Source organism: Streptomyces axinellae (assembly GCF_039532135.1).
Lineage (GTDB): Bacteria > Actinomycetota > Actinomycetes > Streptomycetales > Streptomycetaceae > Streptomyces > Streptomyces axinellae.
Map to the genome: position 1 here is coordinate 22793 of NZ_BAAARJ010000012.1, position 13413 is coordinate 36205.

Here is a 13413-nt window from a genome sequence, read left to right on the forward strand (position 1 = left end):
TGCTGTACGCACTGCGGCAGCTGTAGCGCGGCCTCTCACGCACTCCGCACTCGTGCCGTCTCAGCCCGAGGCCAGCAACACCGTGCCGAGCAGGGCCAGTCCCGCGCCCGCGGTCTGGAGTGCGCGCAGCCGCTCCTGGAGGACGCCCCGCGCCGCCAGCGCGGTGACGACGGGATAGAGCGAGGCGAGCACAGCGGCGACGGTCACCGGGCCGTGCTGTGCGGCCACCGCGTACGTGCCGTTGGCCGCGACGTCCGCGAGGCCCACGAAGCTCAGGGCCGGGAGCGCGCGCCAGATCGCGCGCACGCCGCCTTCGGGGCCTCCGGGGAGGGCGGGCGTGCCCCGCCGTACGGAAACGTACAACGCCCCGCCGCCCACCAGGACGTTGACCACCCGTTGGACGAGCAGCGTGAGGAAGAGCCCGGTGACGGTGGCGGACGCCTCGGCCACCAGGCTCATGGTCGCGCCGAAGCCGAGGGCGGCGACCAGGGTGAGCACGATGGTGCGCTGCCGCACCGGCGCTCCGCCGCCGCCCACCCCGCCGGCCAGCACCACGCCCGCCACGGCGATGAGGGTGCCCACCGCCTGGAGCGGTCCGGGCCGCTCGCCGTGCAGGGCCATCCCCACGCCGACCGGCACGGCCACGCTCCCCAGTGTGGCCACGGGCGAGACCACCCCCATCGGACCGACGGCCAGCGCGCGGTAGAAGCACAGCATGGAGACCGGCCCGATGGCGCCGGCCGCGACGGCGCATCCCAGCAGCCGTGCGTCCAGCTCGCTCCACGCGCCGGTCGCCAGCACCACGGTGGCCAGCACGAGGGCCGCGGTCCCCTGGGAGACCACGACCACCGTCAGTTCGCGCAGCCGTTTGCTGAGCAGTCCGCCGCCGAAGTCGGCCAGCCCCCACAGCAGGCTGGTGGCCAGGGCGAAGGCAGCTGTCATGGGGCGGGGCTCCTCGAAGTACGGTGGGATGAACGCTCAGGTACGGCACACCGTAGTTCAGTCGAGTGTACATTGCCATCTAGTATTTTGGACGGTGCGGACCACTGTGACGGACCTTGACCACCTCACGCAGGCCCTCGCCCGCAACCTCAAACGCTTCCGCACCGAACGCGGCTTCACCCTGGACGCGCTGGCCGCACGCGCCGGCGTCAGCCGCGGCATGCTCATCCAGATCGAACAGGCCCGCACCAACCCCAGCGTCGGCACCGTCGTCAAGGTCGCCGACGCGCTCGGCATCAGCATCACCTCGCTCCTCGACTTCGACAGCGCACCGCGGGTGCGCCTGGTGCCGCCGGAGCAGGCCATCCGGCTGTGGTCCACCGAGGCGGGCAGCCACGGCACCCTGCTGACGGGCACCGAGGCGCCGGGGCCGCTGGAGCTGTGGTCGTGGAAACTGATGCCCGGCGAGGGCCGTTCCTCCGACCCCCACCCGCAAGGCACCACCGAACTCCTCCACGTCACGGCCGGCACCCTCACCCTCACCGTGGACGGCGCCGACCACCGGGTCCCCGCGGGCACCTCCGCCTGCTTCGCCGCCCACCTCCCGCACGGATACCGCAACGAGGAGCGCGCCCCCGTCGAACTGTCGATGGCCGTCTCGGTCCCCGAACCACGCTGAGCGCGCCCCCGCGCAGCGGCTAAGGTGCCAGCCATGCGCTCGCCCATCGGAGACTTCGACCACGCCACTCCCGCACCCGAGGTGCTGGACCAGCTCATCGCGCCCGTCGCCGCCGCCGTACGCCAGTGGCAGGGTCCCGTCCCCGCCGACCAAGTGCTCTACGTCGACACCGACCCGGAGAAGGCGGACACAGTCGCCTTCGTGGAGACATACGGCCGGGACCTGCTGGCGAACTCGGCGAACTGCGTGGTCGTGGCCGCCAAGCAGGGCGGTGCGCGCGTCCTCGCCGCCTGCCTGGTGCTCTCCGCCGCCCGCGCCGACGTCAACGGAGTGGCGCGGCGGCAACTGGGCGCCCGCAAGGTCTCCTTCGCGCCCCACGAGACGGCCGTCGGTGAGACAGGCATGGAATTCGGCGGCATCACCCCGCTCGGCCTGCCCGCCGGGTGGCCGCTGCTGATCGACACCGAAGTGGCCGCCCTGCCCTGGGTGCTGGTCGGCAGCGGCAGGCGCCGGGGCAAGCTGATCGTGCCCGGGAAGGCGCTGGCCTCGCTCCCGGGCGCTGAACTGGTGGAGGGGCTGGGCCGGCACGCCGCCTGACCAGGGGCGCCCCGCGCCCCCGGCTCTCCCGGGCGGGCAGGCGGTCGAGAGCCGGGCCGGCCGAGTGCAGGACGCGGGTGTCCGGCTGTGGAGCGGCCGGTCTATACGCGCCGCTCGGCCAGGGTCAGGGAGAGCGCGGTGGCGCGCTCGGCGAAACCCAGGGCGCGGTAGATCCCCTCGGCCTCCGCGGTCGTGTGCAGGTCCACCCGGACGACGCCGCGCTCGGCGAAGCGCGCGAGCAGCGCCTCGGTGACGGCCTTCGCGTAGCCCCGGCCCCGGTAGGGCTCGTCGGTGCAGACGTTGAAGACGAAGCCGAAGCGCCCCGCCGGATTGCGCGGTCCCGGCAGCCGGTCCTCGATCCGCCCCATGGCGCTCGCCGCCAGCTGATGCTCGCCCGGCCCGTCCCCGTCCACCACGAACGCCATCAGCGACGGGTGCGGTTCGGCCAGGCCCCGGCGCACCATGAGCGCGGCATCCCGCTCCCAGGCGCCGGGCCGGTCCTCGCCGTCCATCGCGGCGAACATGATCCGGCGCAGCCGCACGATCTCCTCGGCATCCTGCGGCCCGGCGCACCTGACCGGGACGTTTCTTGTCGTGCTCATGCGCCGGACGTTAGCGCACGCCCGTACCCGCACATCCGTGCGCCCCGTGCACGGCCCACCTGGTGCCCCTCCCGGCAAGCTTTGCCCTGTCGCGCCGCCCGGCACGCACTCCCCCGAGCTCTACGAGCAGGGGGCGCCCCCAGCGGCGTTGGCCAAAAGCCCTGGTAGCTCTGCTACAAGGACCTCCGGCCGCCTGCGATCGCACGCTCGGCTCCGCTCGCGCGGGCGGTGCCCCCACGACGACGCTCCTCGACGGGCAAACATCGCCGGTCACGGCACTAGCCAGCGTCCTTCATGCGAGCCGGGGGATCTCGATCGCCGGACAGCGGTCCATGACCATCTCCAGCCCGGCCGCGCGGGTGCGCTCGTACGCCGCCTCATCGATGACGCCGAGCTGGAACCAGACCGCCTTGGCCCCGGCCGCCACCGCCTCGTCCGCGACCTGGCCCGCGAGCCGCGCGTTGACGAAGACGTCCACCACATCGACCGGGAAGGGGATGTCCGCCAGACTCCGGTAACCCGGCTCGCCGTGCACCGCCTCGGCCTTCGGATGGACGGGCACGATCCGCTTGCCGTACCGCTGGAGCACCTGGGCCACCCCGTAGGCCGCCCGCGACGCGTTGGCCGAGAGGCCCACCACCGCCCAGGTGTCGCCCAGCTCCGTGAGAATGCCGCGTACCGTCGCCTGGTCGCCGTACATCGTCTCTCCGCCCTCCGGTTCTCCGATCCGAGGCCCGCCTCACGACGGCGCCCCGCCTCCTGCGCAACGGACACCGCCGCCCGACGATTCCCGCTCGCCGGGCCATAGGCTGGATGGATGCAGCAGGAGCAGCGCGACCAGCCGGAGCGGCCCGGCGGGCCCTCGCAGTACCTCACCGTCGCCGCCGAAGGCGTGCACGAGACCGAGATCAGCCGCTCCCGCTTCCTGTGCGCCCTCGCGCCCGCCGCCACCGAGGCCGAGGCGCAGGAGTTCATCGCACGAATCCGCAAACAGCACCCGGCCGCCAACCACAACTGCTCGGCGTACGTCATCGGCGTGGACGCCGGCATCCAGAAGGCGAGCGACGACGGCGAGCCCGGCGGCACCGCCGGGGTGCCCATGCTGCAGATGCTGCTGCGGCGGGACGTGCGCTACGCCGTCGCCGTCGTCACCCGCTACTTCGGCGGCGTCAAACTCGGCGCCGGCGGGCTGATCCGCGCGTACGGCGGAGCTGTCGGCGAGGCGCTGGACGCCCTCGGCACCGTCACCCGCCGCCGCTTCCGGCTGGTGAGCATCACCGTCGGGCACGAGCGCGCCGGACGGCTGGAGAACGACCTGCGCGCCACGGGCCGCGAGGTGCGCGAGGTGCGCTACGGGGCGGAGGTCACCATCGAACTCGGCCTGCCCGAGGCCGACATCGACGCCTTCGGCACCTGGCTGGCCGACGCGACCTCGGGCACGGCGCGCCTGACGGCGGGCGGTGAGGCGTTCGGCACCGTCTGAGCAGGGGGCTGAACCCGATGCGCGGACGCCGGGGCCGAGGCCGTGCGGGCGCTGTCAGTGGCGGGCCTTATGGTCGTTGACCATGCGTCTGCTGCACACCTCGGACTGGCATCTGGGCCGGAGCTTCCACCGCGTGAACCTCCTGGACGCCCAGCGCGCCTTCCTCGATCATCTGGTCACCACGGTCGAGGAGCGTGCCGTGGACGCGGTGCTCGTCGCGGGGGACATCTACGACCGCGCCGTGCCACCGCTGCCCGCCGTCGAGATGTTCGACAGCGCGCTGCACCGTCTCGCGGAGCTGTCCGTGCCCACCGTCATGATCTCCGGGAACCACGACTCGGCCCGGCGGCTCGGCGTCGGCTCCGGCCTCATGGACCGCGCGGGCATTCACCTGCGCACCGACCCGGCCGCCTGCGCCAGCCCCGTCCTCCTCGACGACGACGGCGGACAGGTCGCCTTCTACGGGCTTCCCTACCTGGAGCCCTCCCTCGTCCGGCAGACGCTCGGGGCGGAGAAGAGCGGCCACCCGGCAGTGCTGCGTGCCGCGATGAACCGCGTCCGCGAGGACCTCGCAGCCCGGTCTCCGGGCACCCGCTCCGTCGTGCTGGCCCACGCGTTCGTCACCGGTGCCGAAGTCTCCGACAGCGAGCGGGACATCACGGTCGGCGGCGTCGCCTCTGTGCCCGCCTCGGCCTTCGACGGCATCGACTACGCGGCACTGGGCCACCTGCACACCTGCCAGACCATCACCGAACGGGTGCGCTACTCGGGCTCCCCGCTGGCCTACTCCTTCTCCGAGGCCGGACACTCCAAATCCATGTGGCTGGTGGACCTCGGCCCCGAGGGCCAGTTGGCCGCCGAGCGCCTGCCCTGCCCGGTGCCGCGCCCGCTGGCCCGGCTGCGCGGCACCCTCGAACAGCTGCTGGCCGACCCGGCGCACGAGCCGCACACCGGTTCCTGGGTGGAGGCCACCCTCACCGACGCCGCCCGACCCACCGAGCCCATGGCCCGCCTGGAGAAGCGCTTCCCGCACACCGTCAGCCTCGTCTTCGACCCCGCGCGCGACGAGGACGAGGACACGGTCTCCTACGCGTTGCGGCTCCGGGGCCGCAGCGACCGGCAGATCGCGGAGGACTTCGTCGGGCACGTACGCCCCGGCCGCCACGCGGAGCCGGAGGAGCGCGAGATGCTCGGCGCCGCTCTGGAGGCGGCGCGCCTCGCCGGGAGGGAGGAAGCGGCGGCCCAGGAAGAGCCGGCGGAGCGGGGAAGGGCGGCGGCAGCGCGGGACTCCTACCCGCCCGGCACCTTCGACCCACCCGAACGGCACACGGACGGGCCTGACGCGGACTCCCCGCGGGCCGCCTCCCGGCCGCGAGGGGAGGTCCGATGAGGCTGCACCGGCTCACGCTCACCGCGTTCGGCCCCTTCGGCGCCACCCACACCGTCGACTTCGACAGTCTTTCCTCAGCCGGCCTCTTCCTGCTCCACGGGCCCACCGGCGCGGGCAAGACCTCCGTGCTCGACGCTGTGTGCTTCGCCCTCTACGGCGGCGTCCCCGGTGCCCGCCAGCAGCCCGGCGGCAGCCTGCGCAGCGACCACGCCGAGCCGCGCCACCTCACCAAGGTCGTCCTCGATCTCACCGTCGCCGGGCGCAGGCTGGAGATCACCCGGTCTCCCGAACAGCTCCGGCCCAAGGCGCGCGGCAGCGGTCTCACCCGGGAGCGCGCCCACTGCGAGCTGCGCGCATGGGACGAGCACACCGGGGCGTGGCAGGCCCTGAGCCGCTCCCACCAGGAGATCGGCGAGGAGATCGGCCAGGCCCTCGGCATGAGCAGGGACCAGTTCTGCCAGGTGGTGCTGCTGCCCCAGGGCGAATTCGCACGGTTCCTGCGGGCCGGGGCCGAGGACCGCGCCAAACTGCTGGGACGGCTGTTCGACACCGGGCGGTTCGCCGCCGTCGAGGAAGAGCTGGCCCGCATGCGCAAGGGCGCCCAGCAGGATGTCGCGGCGGGCGACGAGGAGTTGCTGGCCCTCGCCCACCGCATGCGCCAGGCCGTAGGGGACCCGCCCGAGCTGGGCGAGGGCCCCACGGCCGAGGGCGCGCGCAGCTCTTCCAGCCGCGCGCTGCCCGCTCAACGCACCGGCACCGGCCACAGCGGCCCACCCGCCCCCGGCACCGCGCGGGGCGCCGGCGCGGGGCGCGGCACCAAGCCGGAGCGCGGCGCCGGCCGCCGCACCGAGCCGGGGCCCGCGCCGCTCGCGCCCGGCGACCCCGGCCTCGCGGACGCGGTGCTGTGCTGGGCCGCCCAGGCCCGCGCCTACGCGCGGGAGAGGCTCACCTCGCTCACCCTCGCCGCCGAGACGGCCGCACACCGGCACACCGAGGCGGCACAGGAACTGGAGCACACCCGCCAACTCGCCCGCGAACAGCAGCGTTTCACCCGAGCCCAGCAGCGTGCCGCCGAGCTGGCGGCCCGGGCCGAGGAGAGCGCCGCACTCCACCGCCGTCTGGAGCGCGCACGCTCGGCGGAGGCCGTCGCCCCCGCCCTCGGTCTGTGTGCCACAGCCCGCGACGCGCACGCACGGGCCGACGCCGCCGAACGGCACGCGCGCGGCGCGCTCCCCGCGGTGCTCGCCCAGGAGCCGCCGGAGCGGCTCGCGGCCCGGGAGCGCGAGATGCGCCAGGAACTGGGCGCGCTGGGCGCCGCACGCGAGGAAGAGCCCCGCGCCGCCGCGATCGGCGGCCAGCTGCGCCGCCTGGAGGAGGAATACCGCGCCGACGAGGAACTGCTGCGCGAGACGGGGGAGTGGCTCGCGGACTGGGACGAGCAGCGGCATGCCCTCCAGCAGCGCGCCGAGGCGGCACAGGAGGCCGCCACACGTGCCGAACGACTCGCCGGAGAGCTGCGCCCCGCCCGCACCCGGCTGGAGGCAGCCCGCCGCCGCGACCAGCTCGCCGACGAGGTGCGCGAAGCCGATCAACGGCTGCTGCGGGCCCGTGAGACGGCCGCCGCCAGGCACGAGCACTGGCTGGAGCTGCGCGAGCGCCGCCTGCGCGGAATCGCCGCCGAGCTGGCCGCCGGGCTCAAGGACGGCGACCCCTGCGCCGTCTGCGGCGCCGTCGAACACCCCGCGCCCGCCCGCGAGGAAGCCGGCCACGTCGATCGCGCCGCCGAGGAACAGGCACTGCGGGAGTCGCGCGAGGCGGGCGAGCGACGCGACGAGGCCGCGCTGCGCCTGGCCGCGCTCCGCGAGAGCCACGCGGCGGCCGAGGCCGGATCCGGCGGCGAGAGCGTGGCGGCACTCGCCTCCTCCGTCACCGCACTGGAGGCCGGGCACGCCGCCGCACACGCCGAGGCCGCCGGTACCCATGACGCGCGCGAGGCACTGGCCGCCGCCGAGCGCGAGCACGACGAACGCCTCGCCCAGCGCCAGGACGCCGAGCGCCGCGCCGCCTCCCGCGCCTCCAGTCGCGACGCACTGCTGCGCGAGCGGGCCGCCCTCACCGAACGGCTGGAGCGCGCCCGGGGCGGGGCGCCCAGCGTCGCCGCCCGCGCCGCCGAGCTGGAGCGCCGAGTGGCCCTGCTGGCCGAGGCGGCGGAGGCGGCCCGCGGCGCGCGCGGCACCGCCGAGCGCCTCGAAGAGGCGACAGACCGGCTCGCCGACGCGGCCCGGCAGGCCGGATTCGAAAGCGCCGACGAGGCCGAGCGCGCCGTGCTGCCCGAGGCGGACCGGCGCGCACTGCGCGAGCGCCTGGAGCGCCGGCAGGCCGAGGAGAGCGCCGTACGCGAGGAGTTGGCCGACCCCGCGCTGCTGGCCGCCGCCGAGCACCCCGCCGCCGATGTCGCCCTCGCCGAGACCGCCGCGCAGGAGGCCGAGCGGGGGCTGCGGCAGGCCGAAACCGCCCGCCATGCGGCACAGGAGCGCGTCACGGCGCTGGACAAGCTGAGCCGCACGGCAGCCGAACGGGCCAGCGGCCTGACACCGCTGCGCACGGCCTATGAACGCGTCGCCAGGCTGGCCGGGCTGGCGGCCGGCACCTCGGCCGAGAACGAACGCCGGATGCGCCTGGAGACCTATGTGCTGGCCGCCCGGCTCGAACAGGTCGCCGCCGCGGCCTCGGCGCGGCTGGCCAGGATGTCCGGTGGCCGCTACACGCTGGTGCACTCCGACGAACGGGCCTCCGGGCGCGGCAGATCCGGGCTCGGGCTGCATGTCGTCGATGCCTGGACGGGCGCCGAGCGGGACACCTCCACGCTCTCGGGCGGCGAGACCTTCTTCTCCTCCCTCGCCCTCGCCCTTGGTCTCGCCGACGTCGTCACCGAGGAGGCGGGCGGCACCCGGCTGGAGACCCTCTTCATCGACGAGGGCTTCGGCAGCCTGGACGAGCAGACTCTGGACGAAGTGCTGGACGTGCTCGACTCGCTGCGCGAGCGCGACCGCTGTGTCGGCATCGTCAGCCACGTCGCCGACCTGCGCCAGCGCATCCCCGCGCAGCTGGAGGTCACCAAGTCCCGTGCGGGATCGGGGCTTCGCCACCACTTCGCACCCGCGCGCGGGTAGGCCGCGTCCCCTTGCCGGTGGGTCCGGCTGCCCTTGACGTCCTGGCGGACACGCGAAGTTCACCTGTGAACGAATGCCGGGAGGTTCCCCATGAACCCGCTTCCCCGTGTGCGCCGTACCACGCTCGCGGTGACCGCCGCGGCGGGCTTCGCACTGGCCACCACGGCCTTGGCCGCCCCCGCTTCGGCGGCCTTCGCCCCGGCGGCGCCCGCCCGGCTCGCGGCGGCGCAGGCCGCGCCACCCGCCGCGCAGTCCCTCTACTGCGGCTACAACGACGCCAACTACCAGCCCTACTGGCTCAGTTGCAGCGACGAGGACCGCGAGATCAAGGTCCGGGACAACAAGCTCGGCGAACGCACCGTTTGCGCCCCGCCCGCAAGTTTGTGCGGATCGGCCCCGATGTGTACCAGACCACCCTCGCCTGGGAGACCGGCCGGGCCTGTCACGCCTGACCTGCCGGCCCCGGCCCGGGGCTTCCACGCGGGAAGACCCCGGACCGGCGGGCGTTCAGAGCGCCGACAGTTCGGCGACCAGGTCGTCCAGACCCAGTGAGCCCAGTGACAGTGCCGCCATGTGCCATGCCTTCGCGTCGAAGGCGTCACCGTGGGCCCGGCGTGCCGCGGCGCGGCCCTCCAGCCAGGCGCGCTCGCCGAGCTTGTAGCCGATCGCCTGGCCCGGCATGCCCAGGTAGCGGACCAGCTCGCTCTCCACGAAGTCGGCCGGCCGCCCGCTGTGCATACCGAAGAACTCCTGCGCCAGCTCGGGGGTCCACCGCTCGCCGGGGTGGAAGGGCGAGTCCGCCGGAATCTCCAGCTCCAGGTGCATGCCGATGTCCACGATGACCCGGGTGGAGCGCATCATCTGCGCGTCCAGATAGCCCAGCCGCCGCTCGGCCGTCGTCAGGAAGCCCAGCTCGTCCATCAGCCGCTCCGCGTACAGCGCCCAGCCCTCCGCGTTGGCGCTGACCATGCCCACGGTCGTCTGGTAGCGGGAGAGCCGGTCGGCGACGTACGCCCACTGTGCGAGCTGGAGGTGGTGGCCGGGAACGCCCTCGTGGTACCAGGTCGTGACCAGGTCGTAGACGGGAAAGCGGGTCTCACCCATGGTCGGGAGCCAGGTGCGGCCGGGACGGGAGAAGTCCAGCGACGGCTGGGTGTAATACGGGGCCGCCGCGCTGCCCGGGGGCGCGATGCGGGACTCCACCCGCCGCACCTCTTCGGCCAGTTCGAAGTGCGTGCCGTCCAGCTCCTCGATGGCCTGGTCCATCAGTCCCTGGAGCCAGTCGCGGATCTCGTCCACGCCTTCGATGGCCTCGCCGTGGGTGTCCAGGTGGCGCAGCGCCTCCCAGGGGGTCTTCGCGCTCGGGAGGATCTTCTCCGCCTCGGCGCGCATCTCGGCTAGCAGCCGGTGGAACTCCGACCAGCCGTAGGCGTACGCCTCCTCCAGGTCCAGGTCGGCTCCGTTCCAGTAGCGGGCCCAGCGCGCGTAGCGCTCCCGGCCCACGGTCTCGGGCGCCCCCGCGATGCCCGGCGCGTACACATCGCGCAGCCACTCGCGCAGCTCGGCGATGGCCCGGGTCGCCTCGCCCGCGGCACCGTCCAGTTCGCCGCGCAGCGCCTCGGGCCCGCCGGATGCGAAGTCCGCGAACCAGCCGCGTGCCTGGGCGGCGCCCTCGCTGCCCTCCTCGCCCAGCCATTCGGCCAGCTGCCCCAGCACCGTGGACACCTGGCGCGGCCCCGCGAACAGCCCGCGCGAGAGGCCCTCGGCGAGCGAGGCGCGGTAGCCCTCCAGCGCCACCGGCACCGCGCGCAGCCGCTGGGCGACCGCGGCCCAGTCCTCCTCGGTCTCGGACGGCATCACGGTGAGGATGCCGCGCACCGAGTGCAGCGGGGAGGAGAGGTTGCTGATGGCGCGCAGCCCCTCCTGGGACTCGTGGATGGCCAGCTCCGCCGTCAGCCGCTCCCTCAGCAGCCGCGCGCAGCGCCGCTCGGCGTCGCTGTCCCCGCCGGGCCGCGCCTCGGCCGCCGTCAGCTCCTCCAGCGTGGTCCGGCTCAGCACGGCCAGTGCCTCCTGGCCGGCGGGGGAGAAGTCGGGCAGCTTGCCGTGGCTTTCCGGGACGCCCAGGTAGGTGCCGGAGATCGGGTCGAGTTCGACAAGCGCGTCGACATAGGTGTCGGCGACCTGGCGGGGCAGCGGGGCCTGGCTCGCGGGGGCCGCCGGGCCTGCGGGGTTCGCTGAGTTCATTGCATCGGACATGGGCCCCATCCTCATACGGACCAGCCCTCGCCGTCAGCCCCATTGCGTGTCGGCGCCCCGCTGTCTCACCCGCGCACCGCCGCCGCGGGCGCCAGCGAGGCCGTCACCACCAGCGTCCCCTCCTCGACCTGGTAATCCAGCGGCAGCCCGAGCCCCCGCATCGCGGCGACCATGCCGGTGTTGGACGCCTGAGTGATCGCGTACACACTCTCGCAGCGCGCCTCGCGGGCCAGCCCGGCCAGGCGCCGCAGCAGCTCCCCGCCGATGCCGCGCCGCTGCCAGGCGTCCTCGACCAGCAGCGCCGTCTCCGTCTCGTCGCCGTCCCACAGCAGATGGCCGAGCGCGACCAGCTTGCCCGAGGCCGTCTCCACTGCGAGCGTGCGGCCGAAGCGGGGGGAGAGCAGATGGCGCAGATAGCTGTCCGCGTCCTTGACCGGGCCGTGGTAGCGCTGGGCGAGGGTCTGCTTCGAGCAGCGCCCGTGCATGGCCAGCGCCGCCTCCAGATCCTGGGCGTCCGCCCGCCTGATGGTGATCGCCTGCCCTTCCGGCAGTGTCAGCGCGTCCTTGCCCGGTGGGGTCCGGTGGCCCAGCCGTGCGTCCAGCTCCACCAGCGCGCGGGCGCGGGCGAATTCGGTCGGAGTGAAGGGAAGATGGTGCCGCTCCACGACGATTTCTCCTCCGGAGGGATCGGGCAGCCGTACGACCGTCCCTTCCAGGGTGCCCTCCGGGGGCGCCTGTCCGGGGACGGAACGGATAGTGCATCGTCCCAACAACTGCCGAAGGGCCAGAGGGAGTTCCGCGGCGTCGAGCGCCGTCCGGGTGGCCAGGCCCAGCACGCGGGCCGGGGTGTCCACCAGGTCGTGCGCGTCGGCCCGCTCCGTCCAGGTGTCGTGCCCGCCGGCGCCGGCCGCGAGCCGGATGAGGACCCGGGGCTCCAGTGTGGCGGGGGCGCGCAGCAGGAACTCATCCACGGTCGACTCGCCCAGCGGATGCGTCTGGAGAGCGAGGATGTCCACGCGCCCGGCCGCCAGTGCCGCGCACAGCGAAGCGAGAGAGCCGGGTTCCTCCCGCACTGTCGTCCGCATGCGCCACAGCGCCGTCCCGCCCGGCGTGGCGGGTCCGTTCTCCCCGTTCCGGACGCCATCGTTCCGGACATCCTCGTTCCGGAGGCCCCGGGCGCTCCGGCCGGATTCTGCGCCGGGAGCCATGCCGGGGCCGGTATCGAGGTCAGCGCCGGGGCCGTGCGTGGCCGTCGCTGCGTCGGCCGGGGCCGGGGCCGGGGCGGTCGGCGTGGAGGCGGCCGGGGCCGGGGTGTGCCGGCGTGCCCACCAGGTGTGCCATCCGGCCGTGGCCGCCAGGGCCACCGCACAGACCACCAGGGTCACGGGTCCGTCCGGTGCGTTCACCACGGTCTTCGCCACGGTGTCAGCGACGGTGACGGCGGTGAACAGCGCCGCGAGTTCGACCAGTTCGCGGCGCCAGTGGTGGGATCGGGACGCCTTCTGGGCGGTTTCGTCGGCGAAGGGGTCATCAGCCATGGCTCCACGCTGCCCGACGGGCGTTGCGTGATCACGAACGAGGTGTGACCGGTGCGTAAAAAGAGCAATCGGCGGCCAATCGTCCGTTTTCCGGAGTGGTCAGCGGTGAGCGGTCAGCGGGCCGGGGCCTCCAGGGCACCACCTTGCCCTGGGCGCCACCAGGCGGCCCGCCGTCCTCAGCGCCGCGCACCGCCTCGGGACAGCCGGCGCAGCACCTGCCCGCAGCGGTGCGCGTACGCCCCCTGGAAGACCCGGACGAGGGGCAGGAGCGCGCGGGTCCACCAGGCGTGCGGCTTGCTGAAGGCGGAGACCGTCAGCCATACGGAGCCGTCCTCGTGGCGCTCCACCACGAACGCCTCCTCGCCGCGCACCGGATGCCCGGGCAGGGTGCCGTACGCCCACCCGGCGCGGCGCTCCTCCTCGACCGCCCACACCACCCGGCACGGCCCGTACACCCGCACCCGTCCCACGCCCAGACCGACCGTCACCGCCACGCCGGGCGCCGCGCGCCCCGCGTCCGCCGCGACCCGCACCCCCATGGCGCGGTGCATCCGCCACTCCATGACCGCATCGCACGCCGCGCGGAAGACCGCCTCGCCGCCGCCCAGCCGAGTACGCACCCGCAAGCCCGGCCGACCGGGGGGAAGTCCGCCGTGCACGGTCCCGCCCACCGGGGCATAGGTGAAAGGGGATGATGGTGGAGGCCCGTCGCGCTCATCGCTCACACCCGCCGAGTATCGCGCAGGCGCTCCC

Annotated in this window: 12 protein-coding genes; 6 read left to right on the forward strand and 6 right to left on the reverse strand. The window is 74.3% G+C overall.

What is annotated here, in order from left to right:
- Positions 1–60: 60 nt before the first annotated feature.
- Positions 61–942, reverse strand: a complete 882-nt coding sequence (locus ABD339_RS18815) for an EamA family transporter (RefSeq protein ID WP_344567534.1) — start codon at positions 940–942, stop codon at positions 61–63.
- Between the two features lie 106 nt (positions 943–1048).
- On the opposite strand from ABD339_RS18815, the gene ABD339_RS18820 reads away from it, so the two are divergent.
- Positions 1049–1621 carry a helix-turn-helix domain-containing protein gene (locus tag ABD339_RS18820; protein ID WP_344567725.1) on the forward strand — a complete coding sequence of 191 codons (573 nt, stop codon included), beginning with the start codon at positions 1049–1051 and terminating at the stop codon, positions 1619–1621.
- A gap of 33 nt (positions 1622–1654) precedes the next feature.
- The gene (locus ABD339_RS18825) at positions 1655–2218 is read left to right on the forward strand and encodes a YbaK/EbsC family protein (RefSeq protein ID WP_344567535.1); all 564 of its coding nucleotides are present in this window, start codon (positions 1655–1657) and stop codon (positions 2216–2218) included.
- A gap of 101 nt (positions 2219–2319) precedes the next feature.
- Here the strand turns inward: ABD339_RS18825 and ABD339_RS18830 are convergent, their stop codons facing one another.
- Positions 2320–2820 (reverse strand): GNAT family N-acetyltransferase, encoded by a 501-nt coding sequence (locus ABD339_RS18830; protein WP_344567536.1) that lies wholly within the window; start codon positions 2818–2820, stop codon positions 2320–2322.
- Between the two features lie 292 nt (positions 2821–3112).
- A complete protein-coding gene (locus ABD339_RS18835; protein ID WP_344567537.1) occupies positions 3113–3520 on the reverse strand; it encodes a CoA-binding protein in 408 nt (135 codons plus the stop codon).
- A 117-nt stretch (positions 3521–3637) separates the two neighbouring features.
- On the opposite strand from ABD339_RS18835, the gene ABD339_RS18840 reads away from it, so the two are divergent.
- From ABD339_RS18840 to ABD339_RS18855, 4 genes are all read left to right on the forward strand, one after another.
- Entirely contained in the window at positions 3638–4303 is a 666-nt protein-coding gene (locus tag ABD339_RS18840; RefSeq protein ID WP_344567538.1) for a YigZ family protein, read from the forward strand.
- An 82-nt stretch (positions 4304–4385) separates the two neighbouring features.
- On the forward strand, positions 4386–5693 hold the full coding sequence (locus ABD339_RS18845; RefSeq protein ID WP_344567539.1) for an exonuclease SbcCD subunit D: 1308 nt from the start codon (positions 4386–4388) through the stop codon (positions 5691–5693).
- Entirely contained in the window at positions 5690–8866 is a 3177-nt protein-coding gene (locus tag ABD339_RS18850; RefSeq protein ID WP_344567540.1) for an AAA family ATPase, read from the forward strand. Before ABD339_RS18845 ends, ABD339_RS18850 begins: the two co-directional genes overlap by 4 nt.
- Positions 8867–8956: 90 nt before the next feature.
- Positions 8957–9418, forward strand: a complete 462-nt coding sequence (locus tag ABD339_RS18855; RefSeq protein WP_344567541.1) for a hypothetical protein — start codon at positions 8957–8959, stop codon at positions 9416–9418.
- Here ABD339_RS18855 and ABD339_RS18860 read toward each other — a convergent pair.
- The 3 genes from ABD339_RS18860 to ABD339_RS18870 form a co-directional block, all read right to left on the reverse strand.
- Positions 9374–11122, reverse strand: coding sequence for a DUF885 domain-containing protein (locus tag ABD339_RS18860; RefSeq protein WP_344567542.1), 1749 nt, complete (start codon positions 11120–11122; stop codon positions 9374–9376). The two genes, ABD339_RS18855 and ABD339_RS18860, sit on opposite strands and share 45 nt — an antisense overlap.
- Before the next feature lie 65 nt (positions 11123–11187).
- Positions 11188–12660 carry a GNAT family N-acetyltransferase gene (locus ABD339_RS18865; RefSeq protein WP_344567543.1) on the reverse strand — a complete coding sequence of 491 codons (1473 nt, stop codon included), beginning with the start codon at positions 12658–12660 and terminating at the stop codon, positions 11188–11190.
- 176 nt (positions 12661–12836) lie between these two features.
- Positions 12837–13385, reverse strand: coding sequence for a DUF1990 domain-containing protein (locus ABD339_RS18870; protein ID WP_344567544.1), 549 nt, complete (start codon positions 13383–13385; stop codon positions 12837–12839).
- Positions 13386–13413 lie beyond the last annotated feature (28 nt).